At 37.5% G+C, this 15,533-nt stretch carries 18 protein-coding genes; 7 read left to right on the top strand and 11 right to left on the bottom strand.

Going from position 1 to position 15,533, the window contains the following annotated elements; genetic code table 11:
- Positions 1 to 53 precede the first annotated feature (53 nt).
- Positions 54 to 599, bottom strand: coding sequence for a TetR/AcrR family transcriptional regulator (locus tag G532_RS0109885; RefSeq protein ID WP_027964672.1), 546 nt, complete (start codon positions 597 to 599; stop codon positions 54 to 56).
- 215 nt (positions 600 to 814) lie between these two features.
- On the opposite strand from G532_RS0109885, the gene G532_RS0109880 reads away from it, so the two are divergent.
- Both G532_RS0109880 and G532_RS0109875 read left to right on the top strand, forming a co-directional pair.
- Positions 815 to 1,567 carry a spr1630 family ClpXP-sensitive toxin gene (locus G532_RS0109880; protein ID WP_027964671.1) on the top strand — a complete coding sequence of 251 codons (753 nt, stop codon included), beginning with the start codon at positions 815 to 817 and terminating at the stop codon, positions 1,565 to 1,567.
- Positions 1,568 to 1,593: 26 nt separating this feature from the next.
- Positions 1,594 to 2,793 carry a spr1629 family repressor/antitoxin gene (locus G532_RS0109875; RefSeq protein ID WP_027964670.1) on the top strand — a complete coding sequence of 400 codons (1,200 nt, stop codon included), beginning with the start codon at positions 1,594 to 1,596 and terminating at the stop codon, positions 2,791 to 2,793.
- Between the two features lie 96 nt (positions 2,794 to 2,889).
- Here G532_RS0109875 and G532_RS15640 read toward each other — a convergent pair whose 3' ends face one another.
- Together G532_RS15640 and G532_RS15115 are read right to left on the bottom strand one after the other, a co-directional pair.
- A complete protein-coding gene (locus G532_RS15640) occupies positions 2,890 to 4,860 on the bottom strand; it encodes a peptidoglycan-binding protein (RefSeq protein WP_051189136.1) in 1,971 nt (656 codons plus the stop codon).
- A gap of 287 nt (positions 4,861 to 5,147) precedes the next feature.
- The gene (locus tag G532_RS15115) at positions 5,148 to 5,291 is read right to left on the bottom strand and encodes a YvrJ family protein (protein WP_035512872.1); all 144 of its coding nucleotides are present in this window, start codon (positions 5,289 to 5,291) and stop codon (positions 5,148 to 5,150) included.
- 176 nt (positions 5,292 to 5,467) lie between these two features.
- Here G532_RS15115 and G532_RS0109860 point away from each other — a divergent pair, with 176 nt between their 5' ends.
- Together G532_RS0109860 and G532_RS15110 are read left to right on the top strand one after the other, a co-directional pair.
- Positions 5,468 to 6,070, top strand: a complete 603-nt coding sequence (locus G532_RS0109860) for a sigma-70 family RNA polymerase sigma factor (protein ID WP_027964669.1) — start codon at positions 5,468 to 5,470, stop codon at positions 6,068 to 6,070.
- Positions 6,054 to 6,257, top strand: coding sequence for a hypothetical protein (locus G532_RS15110; protein WP_084500681.1), 204 nt, complete (start codon positions 6,054 to 6,056; stop codon positions 6,255 to 6,257). The genes G532_RS0109860 and G532_RS15110 overlap by 17 nt, the downstream gene beginning before the upstream one ends.
- Before the next feature lie 76 nt (positions 6,258 to 6,333).
- Here the strand turns inward: G532_RS15110 and G532_RS0109850 are convergent, their stop codons facing one another.
- The 4 genes from G532_RS0109850 to G532_RS0109835 form a co-directional block, all read right to left on the bottom strand.
- Positions 6,334 to 7,323: a zinc-binding dehydrogenase gene (locus tag G532_RS0109850; protein WP_027964668.1), complete on the bottom strand. Its 990-nt coding sequence runs from the start codon at positions 7,321 to 7,323 to the stop codon at positions 6,334 to 6,336.
- The gene (locus tag G532_RS0109845; protein ID WP_027964667.1) at positions 7,323 to 8,267 is read right to left on the bottom strand and encodes an ArsA family ATPase; all 945 of its coding nucleotides are present in this window, start codon (positions 8,265 to 8,267) and stop codon (positions 7,323 to 7,325) included. The genes G532_RS0109850 and G532_RS0109845 overlap by 1 nt, the downstream gene beginning before the upstream one ends.
- A gap of 24 nt (positions 8,268 to 8,291) precedes the next feature.
- A complete protein-coding gene (locus tag G532_RS0109840; protein WP_027964666.1) occupies positions 8,292 to 8,558 on the bottom strand; it encodes a cory-CC-star protein in 267 nt (88 codons plus the stop codon).
- 96 nt (positions 8,559 to 8,654) lie between these two features.
- Entirely contained in the window at positions 8,655 to 10,397 is a 1,743-nt protein-coding gene (locus G532_RS0109835) for a carbon starvation CstA family protein (protein WP_027964665.1), read from the bottom strand.
- A 241-nt stretch (positions 10,398 to 10,638) separates the two neighbouring features.
- On the opposite strand from G532_RS0109835, the gene mscL reads away from it, so the two are divergent.
- From mscL to G532_RS0109820, 3 genes are all read left to right on the top strand, one after another.
- On the top strand, positions 10,639 to 11,064 hold the full coding sequence (mscL, locus tag G532_RS0109830; protein ID WP_027964664.1) for a large conductance mechanosensitive channel protein MscL: 426 nt from the start codon (positions 10,639 to 10,641) through the stop codon (positions 11,062 to 11,064).
- A gap of 173 nt (positions 11,065 to 11,237) precedes the next feature.
- Entirely contained in the window at positions 11,238 to 11,429 is a 192-nt protein-coding gene (locus G532_RS0109825) for a helix-turn-helix transcriptional regulator (protein WP_027964663.1), read from the top strand.
- A 5-nt stretch (positions 11,430 to 11,434) separates the two neighbouring features.
- Complete coding sequence (locus G532_RS0109820) at positions 11,435 to 11,908, top strand: hypothetical protein (RefSeq protein ID WP_027964662.1); 474 nt, start codon at positions 11,435 to 11,437, stop codon at positions 11,906 to 11,908.
- A gap of 308 nt (positions 11,909 to 12,216) precedes the next feature.
- On the opposite strand, the gene G532_RS0109810 is transcribed toward G532_RS0109820, so the two are convergent.
- From G532_RS0109810 to G532_RS0109795, 4 genes are all read right to left on the bottom strand, one after another.
- Positions 12,217 to 12,924, bottom strand: a complete 708-nt coding sequence (locus G532_RS0109810) for an ABC transporter permease (RefSeq protein WP_027964661.1) — start codon at positions 12,922 to 12,924, stop codon at positions 12,217 to 12,219.
- Positions 12,924 to 13,772: an ABC transporter ATP-binding protein gene (locus tag G532_RS0109805; RefSeq protein WP_027964660.1), complete on the bottom strand. Its 849-nt coding sequence runs from the start codon at positions 13,770 to 13,772 to the stop codon at positions 12,924 to 12,926. Before G532_RS0109805 ends, G532_RS0109810 begins: the two co-directional genes overlap by 1 nt.
- A gap of 222 nt (positions 13,773 to 13,994) precedes the next feature.
- Positions 13,995 to 15,041: a LytTR family transcriptional regulator DNA-binding domain-containing protein gene (locus tag G532_RS0109800; RefSeq protein ID WP_027964659.1), complete on the bottom strand. Its 1,047-nt coding sequence runs from the start codon at positions 15,039 to 15,041 to the stop codon at positions 13,995 to 13,997.
- 209 nt (positions 15,042 to 15,250) lie between these two features.
- Positions 15,251 to 15,533: ATP-binding protein (locus G532_RS0109795; protein WP_027964658.1), on the bottom strand; the 283-nt coding region annotated here is incomplete at its 5' end.

Below are 15,533 nucleotides of genomic sequence, written 5' to 3'. Positions count from 1 at the left end.
CCTAAATTATATAGAACGACCTTTCTAATTAGAAGTGAAAAAAATTACGATGACTATTGGACCAAAGTCCTCGCCATCGCAATAGAATATTCGGTTGCTTGATCCGCTCCGAATAATGTCGTCATCGAAGTCGCACCCTCTAATAATAACGTGAATTGATAAGCTAAATCACGCTCATTATGTAATCCTTTTCTTTGGGCTAATTCTTGAAAGTATTGAAGCAATTTGGCCTTATGGCTTCTTGCAATCGACGCAATTTGATTATCCTCGCCTGCATAACTCTCAATCGCTCGAAGAAACATACACCCGTTGTCAGACACTTCTTTTAACCAAATCCCGTGCGCTTCAACAGCTAGGATAAAAGGAGAATCAGAGTCTTTTTCTACGTAATAATCTAAATAAGACCAATAGCGTTCCTGCCGTTGTTTTAACACCTCTTCCACCAAATGATCTTTGGAATGAAAGTGATTATATAACGTCATCGTCGCCACATTCGCTTCACTAATAATTTGTTTTAGTCCAACACCTTGAAACCCGTGTTCATAAAATAACCTCTCTGCTACTTCTAGTAAAGCTTCTCTTTTAGCAGATCGAGTCATGTAGATCATCTCCTGGTTTATGACAAGATAGAACGTTCAATATAGTTAGATTAACAGGGGTTATGGGTTGAGTCAACTAATAGACGTCAAATTATTCATACTATATTTTAAAAGATAATTACAACTATTACTTTATATATTTATAAAAAAATCATACACAATTTAATATTATTAGTGTAAAATTATGATAATACTATTATTATGGGAGTGGTTAAATGCACGAGTTTAAATTTGAACCTGATGTAAGTGAAGCAATTGTTCAGGCTATTGTTGAAGGATATAGAGAGTACATTGACCATCGTAAAGACCGTCATGAGAATATGATTATTAGTTCTGCCTTCGCTTGGACAAAAGGGAATTTTATAGAGAGTAAGATTGCTGAAATAAGTCCTTCTCTTAAATTGACTTACCAAACTGCCAAAGCAGGACTTACATGGGATTATCTTCAATTTATTCATGGTGATACAAAAAAGCTTTTCCTTATAAAAAATGCAGATTATTTTAATGAAAATTGTTTTTCACAGGCTTTAATACCCAATCCCCAAAGAAGAAAAGGACCTCACAGAACCTACTTACACGAGCTTTCTAAAATTAATCAAAACCTCCATTTTGATCACTCTTTTATCGATCAATCTCATAAAGAACAACAAGGAGAACAACTTTCTCTATTTGTATATAAGGAACAAGTTGAGGAGCAAATTGAGGAATTTCATAAAACTTATGATGAATTTCATATTCTTACTTATAAAATTGATAAGGCCTATCAAATTTCTGAAATAATGCATTATTTACCTAACCCCGAGAATAATATTGCATATAGTATTGAGAACATCTCCAAGTATATTACTGGTTCGGAATTAACTGATGATGAACGTGATATTCTTGCACCAGGGCAAGATAATGATATAATTGATCCTGCAGCTTTCGATATTGGTATCATTGACGAGGAAGGTGAAGAAAGTAATTAATACTTATTTTGTAAGGGGGGAGCATTATGTTCATCGGAGAAAATTTGACTAACCTTCGTATAATGCATGGATATTCACGAAAAGAGCTCTCTGACAAATTAAACGTTACTGAACAAGCCATATGGCAATATGAAAATAACTATACATCTCCCAAGATGCAAATTATTAATGATTTAAAAAGTTTATTTAATGTAAAAAGCATATATTTTTATAAAGAGGACGCATTAAGTCGTTACCACACAGCAGACAGTATTCCTGTAATGAATATTGCATATCGCTCCACTGAAATGAATGTCATTTCGAAAACCCAATCGGAAGCAAAGCATGTTGAATTTATAGATAGTTTTTTAAACTACTTAACAGCTAACTTATCACTCCCCACTCAACCAATAATTCAACTAAGAAATGAAGTAGTTAACTATTTAAATAACTCCACTGACGAAAGACATGAACAAATACTAACAGTAGCAGAGCTTGCACGAGAAAAATTAATTTTCAGTCAAGACACTAATGATCATTTAATGTTCTTAGTTGAAAAAAGCGGTGTATTTATTTTAGAAAAGCCAATGGGTGAAGAAATTGATGCCTATAGTTTATGGACTACACAAGATCGGCCCTATATTATTTTAGGGAATTTAAAGCGTTCAGCTGTCCGCAGAAATTTTGATATTGCACATGAGCTTGCGCATTTGCTTCTTCATTATAAAGTTGAATTCACCAATTTAAATCGAAAAGAACATAAGGCTCTAGAAAAAGAAGCTAATCTTTTCGCTGGTGCATTCCTGTTACCAGAAAAAGCATTTTTAGATGATATAAAAACTATTTCTCGTATAACAAATCCTGATGCTTATTTAGACTTAAAGAAGAAATGGAAAACCTCTCTTCAAGTATTAGGATACAGGGCTGCTAATTTAGGGATAATAGATTCCAGAAAGCATCGAAATTTTTACGCGGCACTCCACCGTAAAGGGTACCTTAAAAGAGAGCCGTTGGATGAATCTTTAACTATTCAAAAGCCACAAAAAATCAAATCAATTTTTGATTTCGTTACCAAAAAAGAAACCATTGATATTAGGAAGATGATTGAAAAAGATTGGATGGCCGACACACTATTTTTTAATCAAATAACCGGTATTGAAGCAGAATTTTTTGATAACTATTTTGTACAAGAGCAGGATTTTGAGTTGATAAGTGTTAAACATGGATCCAACCGTGTATCTAATTAATTCACTTAGTAGGTGTAACTAGTAGATCATTAATGAATAAATTAAAGTGGTGCTGAGGATATCCTCAACACCACTTTTTAACATGTTATTCAGTTATTAACCTGCATTAAACAGAGCGTTTGCTGTCGCGGGGCCTACGATCCCATCAACAGATAATCCATTGTTCGATTGAAAATCTCGAACGGCACTTTCAAGACCCGAACCAAATATTCCATCAAAACCATTAGGATCATAACCAATCCCGATTAATTGTGCTTGAATCAGTCGGGTGATGTTCCCTTCTGCACCCGGTGTAATATTTACAAATGCATCCTGAGTTGCAGGACCGAAAATACCGTCTACTGATAAACTGGCACCAAACTGTTCATTTAATTCCGTTTGAACGCCAATAACAATCCCCTCTTTTGTCATTGGTCCATACAAACCATCAACATTTAAACCAGTACTATACGTGTTGTTTAAAAATTGCTGGATCTCCTCCATTACGGAATCAGGACTTCCGCCGCCATTGTCTCCATCATCATTGTCACCAAATAAGGCCGAAGCTGTATTCGCACCAACTACTCCATCTACTGACAATCCTTGATCCGATTGAAACTGTTCCACGGTAGCTTCCAGACCTGGTCCGAAAATACCATCAAACCCATTAGGATCATAACCTTGACCGATTAATTGTCCTTGGATCAACCTTGTTAAATTACCTTCCGCCCCACGGCGAACATTAACAAATGCCGATTGCGTTGCAGGACCAAAAATACCATCCACGCTTAATCCTGCATTGAACTGCTCGTTTAATTCCGTTTGAACACCGATAACTAACGCTTCATTTGTTAAAGGACCATAGATATTATCTACATCCAGCCCAGTACTATAAGTGTTATTCAACCATTGTTGGACATCCTCTACATTGTCCCCAGTCGGTTCTGGATCTGGATCCGGTTCTGGTTCAGGGTCCGGATCAGGTTCTGGATCCGTTGAAGCACCACCTAAGAAGTCGATCGCACCTTGGGCAATAGCCTCACCTTGTTGTCTAAGCTTTTCATCATCTCGCATCACTTCAATATCTTGAAGAGAATCCATGAACCCACCTTCCGTTAAAATGGCAGGCATATTTGTTTCTCTAGTAATATGAAGGTTAGATTTTTTAAGCCCTCTGTCGTGTAATCCCATAGCTTCTACATATAGTGGGTGTACAGCCTCCGCTAGACTTTCTGATTCAGGGTAGCTACCTTCTTGCGTGAACGTTTCGACCCCGCCACGTTCATCACGCCAAACGGTTCCAAGCGCGTTATGGTGAACAGAAATATAGATATCTGCACCCCAATCATTTGCACGACTTGTCCGCGTAGCTAAAGGTACATCCTCCTGCCCAGTCTCATCATCTAAGCGCAAAACCTCATAGCCAGAAGCTTCAAAAACATCAATGGCAGCCAAAACAACTTCATTGTTAAAGTCCCATTCGTATTCCCCATCAGGAGTACGCTTGCCGTCAGTAGATCCGCTTCCACCATGACCAGCACCAATAGCAATTTTGCCTTCATTTCCACCGTTGTTATTTAAAACCTCATCATCCCATTCAGTCAGTGAATACGTTTCGATTGCTGATAGAACACTGTCAAAATAGTTAGAGTCTGTCGCATACCCCGCGTCGGCTAAAGCTGCAAGGGCCGCTTCTGGATCGGTTTCTCCAATCACATCCGCATAACGATCATCCGCATTCAAAAACTCACCATAGTTATTAATAGATTCTGCACGAGAATCATATTCACGAAAAACATCATATACTTCAACTGGTTCTCCGTCTACTTCTTCCCATGTGAGGTAACACCCTGCATCTCCATCCCAGTCAGGGTCATCAACGGAAACAGGTTCTCGATCTGAGCCTTCACATACCCCATTTGCTTTAATTCCAAATAAGTTCCTTGCTTCTTCTGCAATTTCAGAAGTTCCTCCGCCTGTTTCATGAACGGCTTGGCCTGCTGCAACAGATGGCAAAATAGAGTGGTCGTCCCACAATTTCAGAATATCTTCCTTTATTGAATTTAAAAATTCTTGATGATTAGACATAATACATTCTCCTTTTTAATTGATTTTTGATTTCAATTTTCTAACTAAACTGATTCACACCATCACAACCATCTCCCCCTTGGCTATTGAGCATTAGACTTAACTTGAAAACTTAGTGTTAAGCCTCTTACTTAAACAAAGAGAAGATGGAAGTGAAAAATAAACCTCTAAAGTAATTTTTAAATAGAACTAATTGGAAGAAGGTTTTTGGAATTGTGAATTAAAGTGGTTGTATTTAATGAGGAAAGCAATAACTAAAGCTTAAAAATCTACCTTCCATCACCGCTTTATAATTTAGTATTAATGTTTTCTTTTAAGGTAGCGATTGCCGAAGTTAATTCTGCAATTTTCTTTTCGAATCGAACTAACAAGTAAATCGTAATTGCAATCGGAAAGCCAAAGTTTCCAATAATATCTTGGATCATTTCCATTCAAATTCCCTCCTTTGAGAAACCTTCTTTCTATTACATAAAGAGAATTTTTTATAGAAAATTAAACAAAAGTAATTTAAAACTTAAAATATGATGTAAAATGAGAACATAAGTTCGCATTTTTGGTTGTTTATTGTTTAAATTTATCTCTTTTAGTATAAAAAGGGGGAATAATAATGTTTCATAACTATCAAGAGGTTGAAGAGTTTAAAGAAAAGAACCCTACTATATTTGACCACCAAATCATTCAAAGATTTTTTCATGATCAGAACAATATGTCTCTATTAAGAAGAGCGATTGAAAAAAATGACGACAATGCCTTAAAGCAATTGAACGATACATTTCAAACATTCTATTTAAAATTTAGATTAGTAAGTTATATCGCCGTCTTATCACACAGGTACTCTAGTTATTACGATCAACACTTAAAGAAATTAAATAATCAAAACTTATTAATCTTAGATAAACCTGTAACAGAGAATTCCGAGCTGGGGGATCTCTTTCCAACAACAGAAGAGCCAATCGAATCCTCCAACAATTTGCTAGATATTGTTACAGACGAGCTAATTGTTTCAGCTATACAAAACCTCTCCTATAAAAAAAGGAAGGTGTTAGAACTACTTTTTGTTTACGAATTAAGTATCAAAGAAATTGCAAACCAGTTTGGGGACACACCTCAAAATATTTCGAAACACAAGAAGGAAGCAATTAAGGCCATTAGAACAGCTTTTAACAACAACAAGAAGAAAAGGGATGATGAAGATGAGAGATACAAATGAAAATCAAGTGATTGAGGAAACATTAGAAATGATGAAACCAAAAATTAAGAAGAGTTTAAAAAACACAAGGACGCAGGAAAGAAATGACTTGGAGCAAGAAATAAAACTAAAAGTAGTAGATGCTGTGAAAAGTAAAAAAATAGTTCCTATTAATTTTTTGGAATTTATAGAGGAAGTGAATAAGTAACAGCCAGATGATTATAGGAACAAAAAAAGAGAGAAAAGCATTTTCGCTTTTCTCTTTTTCTGTATTGTTAATAGGCTTAAACAGTAAACCCAATCTTCCCAAAGTTTTTCGTATCTCTTAAATATTCAAATGCTTGTTGATAGTCATCCATTGCAAACATCTGATCAACTTCTGGCTTGATGTTGTGCTCCTCAATAAACGAAATCATCTCTCTTAACTCTTCCGCACTTCCCATAGTAGTACCTAGTAAATTGTATTGCCCATAGAAGAATTTGCGTATATTTATTTTCACCTCGTCATCCGTTGTCGCGCCGAAAGTTACAACAGTACCACCTTTACGAATGATATCCAATGATTTATTGAACGTTGCAGCACCAATAGATTCAATTAATAAATCGACATCTTCCCCTTTTAATTCTTCGTTCCAGTCTGCTTCTGTTTGAACCGCTACGTCAGCTCCAAGTTGTTTAGCCTGTTCTAACTTCTCCTCACTTCTCGAGGTGACGATTACTCTTGCTCCAACTGCTTTCGCATATTTTAAAGCAAAGGTTAACACGCCGCTTCCAATACCCGGTAGCATAATCGTATCGTCCTTAGTCAATTTCCCTCTAGTAAAAACAGCTCTATATGCTGTTAAAGCCGCAAGTGATAAAACCCCCGCTTCTTCCCAGGTAAGATGTGTTGGTTTTCTTTCCACGTGTTCGCTATCTACCGCTACAAACTCAGAAAAGGTGCCGTGATCTGGCAACCCGACAATTTCAAACCCTTCAGGTGGCGCCTCACTCTTATGTTTCCACCCGCTTCCAGGGTTAAGAACCACCTCATCTCCTACTTTCCACTGACTTACACTTTCCCCTACACTCTCAATGACACCAGCACCATCAGAGCCAAGAATCAGTGCCTCAGCATCCGAATCATGTAGCGTTGTTACTGCTAGATCGCGACGATTCAATCCAAACGTTTTCATCCTAACAAGCACTTGATTTCCACGTACTTCTGGCTTTTTCATGTCTTTAATAGAAAGCCCTTCTAATCCATTTTTTCCTTCATGTACGATTGCACGCATTATAATTCCTCCTCCACTAATGGTTCCATATACGTCGAAAAAGTTTTCAACGCATCAAAACTAGACACATCCTCTTCTAATAAAGGAATTCTAATCTTATTTTGCTTGTTGAACACTTTATCAATTTCTTGTAAGTACTTCTTTTCCTGTTCTTTACGTTGGCTTAAGAACGTGCCATCCGCATGGCTTGGGATCACTTTGTTGATAATTAAGTTTTCCACCAAAATATCGTGTTGTTTTAATTGTTTGATCGCGTGTTCTGTTTCTAAGATCGGTAACCTTTCCGGATTCAGTACAAACGCAAATCCAGTTAATTTTTGGTCTAAAACAATCTTTCGAACGGCTTCGAACTTATTTTTTCTTTTCTGTAAGATCTCATAAATCGGGTCTTCTACTGGCTCGCCATCGTTTAATAACTGGGTGTAGTTTTCATTCGTCTTTTGTCTTCTTTCTATCATCCCGTCGATCCAAACATTCATTAACTCCGGAAGCGTCAATAAACGAATGGTATGGCCAGTAGGAGCTGTATCAAAAATAATTTTATCGAACTCCTTTGATTCGTCGATGATGATGGAAATCAAACGGTCGAATAATGCCGCTTCTTCCGCACCAGGTGTGGCACTAGCCATGTCGATTTGACGATGAACCTCTTCTACCATCCTCGATTTGACTAGTCCTTCGAGATTGCTTTTCACTTCATCGATATACCTTTTCGATTCTTTCGCGGCATCGATTTCAATTCCCCAAAGGTTATCTTGAAGCTTTGTTTTATCGTGATTAATCTTTTTATGAAAAATATCTCCTAGATTATGCGCTGGGTCTGTAGAAATAATCAGCGTCTTCAAGTTTTGATTTGCGAAGGTTAAGGCAATGGCAGCAGAAGATGTAGACTTCCCAACTCCACCTTTCCCTCCAACAAAAATCACCTGTTTATCCTTTAGCATATTGTTGCACCAACCTTCTTAAAATTAACAACACCGAATACCGTCTAATGGAGATTTCTCCATTCCCATGCGAAGGTGCCAGTCATGGAATTTTTCTAGAATGTGAGGATATAATTCCAACGTGTAATAGAATGCCGGATTAGGAATGCCTAACATATCAGAATAGATTAGTAGCATGAATAAGTCATCTTCATCACGCAGCTCCCTAGCCACTTCCGTCCGGTGAGGCAAACTTAACACTTCATCGTAATATTCCATTAATTTTTTGAATGAAAATTTCTTTTCAGACATGTGAACATCTCCTCATTTGTTCCCTATATTTTACCTTTTCCAGTAAATAAACAAAAGCCGTACGACTGGCACGGCTTTTGTTCCTATCTTCTATTGTTAATCGTTATTCATTTGAGGATTCTCCCCTTCTTTTCTAAAGACGGAGAAGGCAGTGATCACGATCCAGATCGCAAATATGAAGACAATCGCACCGAATATAAATAGTAACCAATCACTGGTCTCTGCAACCCAAGGCGCCCATTCCGTAAATACTTGAATGACCATCGCGTATAAAGTCATTGCCAGTAAGAAGAGCATTGGGATCAGCGCTGGCAAGTAATTGCTTCCTCTTCTTTTCAGCCAAATGGCTAACAGCAGTAAACTGATTCCAGCTAATAACTGGTTAGAGGTTCCAAACAGTGGCCATAGGAGATAGCCACCTGAACCAAAACCATTTGGACCTTCAGGAATTAATGTAAGTGCCGCACTAGATGTAACAGCAATTGTTGTCGCCACATGCATATTCGTTATTGGCTTCACTTTATACTCTCTACCAAGCTCCGCGATAATATAACGCATCAAACGGACACTGGAATCTAAAGTAGTCGCAGCAAAACTAACAACAATTACCGCTACGATCGTAGTCGCTACTTCTACAGGAATACCAAGACCATTAATTAACTGCCCTGCACCCTGAACGAATACTCCCAACCCTTCTGCGTTCGCAGCATTAAAACCACTATACGTACTGGTGAAATCTCCAGTTGTCGGGAAGAAAGTTACAATCGCGATAATCGCAACCAACGCCAAAGCACCTTCTCCAATCGCTCCTAGGAAACCGACAAAACGGACATCTTTTTCATTATTCAATTGTTTCGAAGTCGTACCAGAAGAAACAAGTCCGTGGAAGCCTGAAATGGCACCACAGGCAATGGTAATGAACAGTAAAGGGAACCAAGACTTATCATCTGCCCCTGAATTCGTTGCAGGAGCCGTAATTTCTGGATTTGTTACAAGTAAACCGATATATAATAATGCCAACCCGACAACCAACTGGTGTGAATTGATATAATCACGTGGTTGCAATAGCTTCCATACTGGTAAGGTCGAAGCAATATACACATAAATCATCAAAATCACAATCCACGCAAAGAAAGCCGTAGATGTAGCAGTCATACCGGTAAATGCAGTAGCACCTTCCCCACCGAAATACTCAACAAAATCAATTTGAAGCACAGGGAAGTAACTAGCTAAAATTGCTGTAAAATACATGACTGCTAAAGCTACTAAAGATGGAATCAGCATACTTCCTTGTCGCTTGTAAACGGAGTACCCAATCCAAATCGCTAACGGAATTTGAATGAACACAGCAACAATACTTGATGGGTTAGTAATAAATAAATTAGCGATAACCCAAGCGAATACCGCATTGACCATCAATACCAATAACAAAATGATAAATAAGAACAAAATTTTCGCTCGCTGGCCAATTAACTTATTCGCAAGCGTACCGATCGATTGGCCTTTATTTCTAACAGACATTAATAGAGTACCAGAGTCATGTACCCCGGCAGCGAAGACCGTTCCAAGCAACACCCATAATAATGCCGGGAGCCAACCCCAGTAGACTGCAATTGCGGGACCAACAATTGGTGCAGCACCGGCGACAGAGGTGAAATGGTGCCCCCATAATACCCATTTATTAGTCGGAACAAAATCAACCCCATCCTTATATTGATGGGCAGGAGTTATAAACTCAGGATCTAGCCGATAAATACGACTCGCAATAAATTTTGAATAAAACCGATAACCCACAAAAAACACAATACCACCAACGAGCGCTAACCATATACCACTCATCCAAATTCCTCCAACTTTTAAGTATTTATACTGTATGCGTTTACATTTATGGTGAAGTTTACTATTAAAATTGGAAGATAGCAATAAATTAATTGAAAAAACGAAATTTTTAGTTAATATTGTTTAGTTTGAGTAGAAATTGTTGATTATTGTTGTGATGAGTTAATATTCTTAACCTCTAATAATATGTTCCACTTCTTTTGAATAGGATATAGGAATCGCAAAGACAAGGATTGATTCGATGTTAAAAGAATTTAAGAAGTTCGCGTTAAGAGGAAATGTCTTTGAAGTGGCTATTGCTGTGGTCATTGGAACAGCCTTCACTAATATTGTTAATTCGTTAGTAAACGATATTATTATGCCGGTCATTGGTGTGCTAGCAGGTGGGACGAGCTTCAAATTTCTTGTCTTAAACATTGATGGGGTCAGTATCAGGTATGGCTCTTTTTTTCAAACGGCCGTTGATTTCTTTGTGATTTCATTCTCCATCTACCTTTTCATTAAACTATTTAATTATCTAAGAGGACGGGAGAGTGTCCCATTGAAGGAATCCCCCCACCCTAACAAAGAAGTATTAACCGAGATTAGAGATTTGTTAAAGGAAGAAAAAGTTTCTAAAGTGAAAGCCACTGAGGAAGAGAGATCATTTAAGGTTCGGGTTAAGTAAGACTATAGATGTGCCCTAATTCGTTTATGGATTAGGGCTTTTGATTTTTAATGCGATTACATTTATCCTTCTTCCCTGTTGCGGCTTCACTTACTAGATTTGACATTCTAATATCTGATATGTAATATAAATATTGCATAATGTAATATATACATTGCATGGATGGTGAGCATATGAAAAACCGCATAAAGGTAGCAAGAGTCGAGAACTCCTTAACACAAGTACAACTGGCTAAAAAAGTGAACGTAACTCGCCAAACAATCGGATTGATTGAAAAAGGAGAGTATAACCCGACACTGCAACTTTGTATTGCTATAGCAAAATCATTAAACAAAACATTAGATGAATTATTTTGGGAGGAGTGAATAAAATGGAACAATCATGGATTTCTAAATTTTTACCAGATGACGAATATAAAGAAAGAAAAATAGTTTATTTTATTGCAGAATCTGCAGTCATTCTTGCAGTAATGCTATTTGTATTCGTATTAATAAATAACTATTCCTTATACGGCAACTCCACTACCGGAATGGTTGCATTGCTAGCTTTATTCTTTTTAATTACCTATATCCTCATAAGATACATACTATCAGGCATCGAGTATACGGAAGTAACCGACGATAAAAAATACAAGAAGGAAAAGAATGTGATCCGCAATCGCAGTATCGTTTCCTTTGTTTTAATTCTCGTTTTATTCTTTGTTTTTAACGGTCTTCCTTCTAATTTAGTAGAAACGATAGACTTCACTGGTCAAGCTTTCCTTATAGCCTTATTCATGTTTGTGATCAATTACGTTTCGTTGAAAAAATCACTCAAGAAAAATAGAGAGTTAATAGATGATTAATTAAGCATATTTTATAAGAGGCTTTTAAGTTGGTGAAATTTATCACATTATCAGTATTAGCGGTGACAACACAATTTATAGCAATAATTATGTGGGGGGAATATGTCTGGTTTGAAAAGTTTGCCAATGGCGGCGTAGGTGGTTCTGCGATCGACAAGTACAGCCTGTGTTTTGGTGGATCATGTTTATAGAAATTATTACCTTAATTTTCTTAACAGTATATAAATCGAAGAATGAACAATAGTTCTTACTACAAATCAAAAAACTGCAGTAGTAAAAATCACCACTGCAGTCTCATCTGCCCTATCTTAATCAATTCTTCGCTTCTTAAATATATAAACCGTCACCAACACACTCACAACAGCCCAAATCGATAACGCAACTAGTTGTTCTCCGATTGCATTTCCATTATTTAACTGCACAAGTGCCTGACCAAACTGCTGATCGGGCAAATAGCTTAGGATATTTAAAAGCCATTCTGATTCGATCATATTATGAAATAAATCTCCCATTCCAAAAATAAATAAAACAGGGATGCCCATAACGGACGTTTCCATTACAGTGCGAGATAATAGTCCAAGAATGGTGCCGATGCTAATGAAAATAATCAGACTGATGAAAATTGCTGCAACAACGAGCGGTATCTGATCTGGTATAGGGATATTACCTATATAAATCACAACAATAATCATAAAGATACTTACAATAGCCGAAAGAATACTCTTTCCAATGAAAATTTCCGAAGTGGATAGTGGAGACAGGAGCAATCCTCTTAGCGTGTTCTTCTCTTTTTCTTCTGCAATCATGGCTGCTTGAACAAAGGAGCCAACGATTACCATTGTAAGCATAATGGGCATGAAGAAAACAGCTGTATCTAAATCACCTGTAGCTTCTTGTTGCCCGAAAATGAATGCAAAGAAAATTGGTACTACAGCTGTAGAAAGCATATAGGCATTCTTCTTAAGATCTTGAAAATCCTTCGTTACGACTGCTTGAATTCGTTTGATAGAAATCATTAGAACAACTCCTTTCCTGTTACACGAGCGAAAATTTCTCCTAAAGTCGGCTCATTAGAATGTACGGCTACCAATTGATTACTCGTAATCGCTTCACTAATGCGTGCCGCTCCTTCATGGTCATTCCCAACGAGCACTTCTCTTCCATCACTTAATGAAATGCTGATTGAGGAATCCGTGTGGCTCACTCGAAGCTGCTTGGGTGGCCCATCCAGTTGAATGCTTCCTTTATTTAAGAAAGCAACCCGGTCACAGATTCGTTCCGCTTCATGCATATCGTGTGTAGTTAAGAAAATCGTTGTTCCTTCTTCATTTAAGCTGCGTAAAACTCGGTGGATTCGTTCGGTACTAACAGGATCTAACGCAGAAGTCGGTTCATCAAGAAATAACAGTTCAGGCTTATGCAAAATAGTACGAGCTAAAGTAACCCGTTGCCTCATTCCTTTAGAAAGCTTTTGAACGACTTTCGATTCTTCCCCTGTCAAACCTACATCATTTAGCACCTCGTCAATACGCTTATAATCAACATCATACAAATCACAATATAATTTCAAATTGGCTTTTACCGTTAACCGGTCATATAAACCAGAATTATCGGTTAACACTCCAATTCGTTTCATTTGTTGAGGATCCTTTAAGTTAGCTACAGGCTTTCCAAACACTTGCATCTCACCTGCCTGAAAATGCTCCTGAGCCGTCAGTAACTTAATTGTCGTCGTTTTACCAGATCCACTTGGCCCTAAGAAGCCAAATGTTTCTCCTTGTTGAATGGAGAACGACAAATTATCCAGCGCCCGTTTCCCCTCATATTCTTTATTAACGTTCGCAACGTCAATAATCTTACTCATATTCATTTCCCCTTCCCCTGCTTTCGTAGCTGATTAACTAAAGTTTATAAGAAGGGGGGCACCTGAGCATTAATAGTAGGATGAAAGGAACCAAATAAGGGGTGAATAGAGTAATAGGAGTATGAGCGTTACACGAAAACAAGCCAAAGGAGTTAATTAACCTATCAAACGGATGACTTCTTTCGACATTTCCCGGGAAATAATTAATTATTAAAACGTAAATTACATTCTCAGTACATCCTTTAAATCCTGTAACTTCCCTTTGGACAAAGGAATATTACTTTTATGTTGGTCCTCTAGAATTAAGCTGTAACTATTTCTTGTCCATGTCATTACTTCGCGAACTTTTTGAAGGTTCACGATATAAGACCGATGACAACGAAAGAAACCAAAAGGCTCCAGTCGTTCATTCAACTGTTGCAACGTAATCGTACACGGAAAAGTTCCGCCTTTTACATGTAACTGAACCGTTCCATCCACACTCTCCACATAATCAATTTCGGTGGGATCAAACAGAATAATTTTCTCTTTCACTTTCGCAGGGATCCTTTCCATTTGAACCTGAACACTCGATTCAAGCTCAGCACCTGAATCCAGCTGCCTGGCAGTTTCGGAACCCCAAGGATCCTGCAACTCCATCTTTTTTACACCCTCTTCATTCAAGCGATACACGTCATTCGTTAAGATCACAGCACTCTCCATGTTACTCGTGATAACTAAAGCAGCCCCACCATTTTCCGTATGCTCATTAATTAATTCTCGCAAGATTACCTTGCTTTCCAAATCAATATTCTGATCAGGCTCTTCCAATATCACTAAATCCGGCTTATGCACAAATGCTTTCGCAAAAGACAATCGCTTCCTTTCTGAACTATTGAGAAGTTTAATTCGATGCGATTTCTTATTGGATAAATTAACCATATGTAACAACTCGTGAATATCCGCTTTTTCCTTATAAAGCTTCTGATAAAACTTCAAATACTCATAAAGCGTTAAACGTTCATATACCTCTTCTTCATGAGACACCATCCCGATTCGATGGCCATAGTGCTTCCAACCAGAAGGATGAGACTGATTAAAGTAAGAAATGTTCCCTGAAGCCTCTTCTTTCCCGATTAAAATATGCAATAGCACCTTCCCAACAATATGATCACACTGAATTGCAACTAACTCATTTTGGTTTAGTTCCAAATTAAAGGGATGAAACCACAATTTATCTCCTTCCACTTTTCCTACGTTTTCGATTTTTAAGATAGGGTTCTGAGACATAGTAGTTCACTCCAAGGTTAGATTGTTAGTTTATTTATAGTGTACATTATTAGTATGATAAGAAAAATAATGACTTTGTATGAATAAAAAGCATTCGTAATTTATGGTAAATGGTGAGTTATATGAAGATATTTAAAGCTTCCTGTATTTTGCAAGAGAAAACTTGATAAAAATGCAAAAGAAATTCGAGAACATTGCCAGCCCATATTTTATGATGGGTAATTCGATAGTGCGTGTGTGACACGATAACTGTTGCCGGTGAAACTTAGAATATGCGCATGGTGAATCACACGATCCACCAATGCAGCAGTCAGTCTTGCATCAACAAAAATGCGATTCCATTGGCTAAATTCTAAATTAGAAGTGATGATAAGACTTTTCTGCTCATACCAGTCTGTGATCAACTGAAACAGAAGCTCCGCTCCATCTTTACTGAATGGAATATAACCCATTTCATCTAAGATAATGAGATCTACTTTCTTGAACCTGTTC

It is taken from the genome of Halalkalibacillus halophilus DSM 18494 (assembly GCF_000423105.1).
In the GTDB taxonomy this organism is placed as follows: domain Bacteria; phylum Bacillota; class Bacilli; order Bacillales; family Alkalibacillaceae; genus Halalkalibacillus; species Halalkalibacillus halophilus.
This window is presented reverse-complemented; position numbering and strand designations above follow the sequence as displayed.

Bases quoted from the DNA above. Each gene is read 5' to 3' on its own strand.
- G532_RS0109880 (WP_027964671.1), top strand. From the start codon at position 815: ATGCACGAGTTTAAATTTGAACCTGATGTAAGTGAAGCAATTGTTCAG.
- G532_RS0109825 (WP_027964663.1), top strand. From the start codon at position 11,238: ATGAAAAACCGCATAAAGGTAGCAAGAGTCGAGAACTCCTTAACACAA.
- G532_RS0109875 (WP_027964670.1), top strand. From the start codon at position 1,594: ATGTTCATCGGAGAAAATTTGACTAACCTTCGTATAATGCATGGATAT.
- G532_RS0109860 (WP_027964669.1), top strand. From the start codon at position 5,468: ATGTTTCATAACTATCAAGAGGTTGAAGAGTTTAAAGAAAAGAACCCT.
- G532_RS0109840 (WP_027964666.1), bottom strand. From the start codon at position 8,558: ATGTCTGAAAAGAAATTTTCATTCAAAAAATTAATGGAATATTACGAT.
- G532_RS0109845 (WP_027964667.1), bottom strand. From the start codon at position 8,267: ATGCTAAAGGATAAACAGGTGATTTTTGTTGGAGGGAAAGGTGGAGTT.
- G532_RS15115 (WP_035512872.1), bottom strand. From the start codon at position 5,291: ATGGAAATGATCCAAGATATTATTGGAAACTTTGGCTTTCCGATTGCA.
- G532_RS0109885 (WP_027964672.1), bottom strand. From the start codon at position 599: ATGACTCGATCTGCTAAAAGAGAAGCTTTACTAGAAGTAGCAGAGAGG.
- G532_RS0109810 (WP_027964661.1), bottom strand. From the start codon at position 12,924: ATGATTTCTATCAAACGAATTCAAGCAGTCGTAACGAAGGATTTTCAA.
- G532_RS15640 (WP_051189136.1), bottom strand. From the start codon at position 4,860: ATGTCTAATCATCAAGAATTTTTAAATTCAATAAAGGAAGATATTCTG.
- G532_RS15110 (WP_084500681.1), top strand. From the start codon at position 6,054: ATGAGAGATACAAATGAAAATCAAGTGATTGAGGAAACATTAGAAATG.
- G532_RS0109835 (WP_027964665.1), bottom strand. From the start codon at position 10,397: ATGAGTGGTATATGGTTAGCGCTCGTTGGTGGTATTGTGTTTTTTGTG.
- G532_RS0109800 (WP_027964659.1), bottom strand. From the start codon at position 15,041: ATGTCTCAGAACCCTATCTTAAAAATCGAAAACGTAGGAAAAGTGGAA.
- G532_RS0109820 (WP_027964662.1), top strand. From the start codon at position 11,435: ATGGAACAATCATGGATTTCTAAATTTTTACCAGATGACGAATATAAA.
- G532_RS0109850 (WP_027964668.1), bottom strand. From the start codon at position 7,323: ATGCGTGCAATCGTACATGAAGGAAAAAATGGATTAGAAGGGCTTTCT.
- G532_RS0109805 (WP_027964660.1), bottom strand. From the start codon at position 13,772: ATGAGTAAGATTATTGACGTTGCGAACGTTAATAAAGAATATGAGGGG.
- mscL (WP_027964664.1), top strand. From the start codon at position 10,639: ATGTTAAAAGAATTTAAGAAGTTCGCGTTAAGAGGAAATGTCTTTGAA.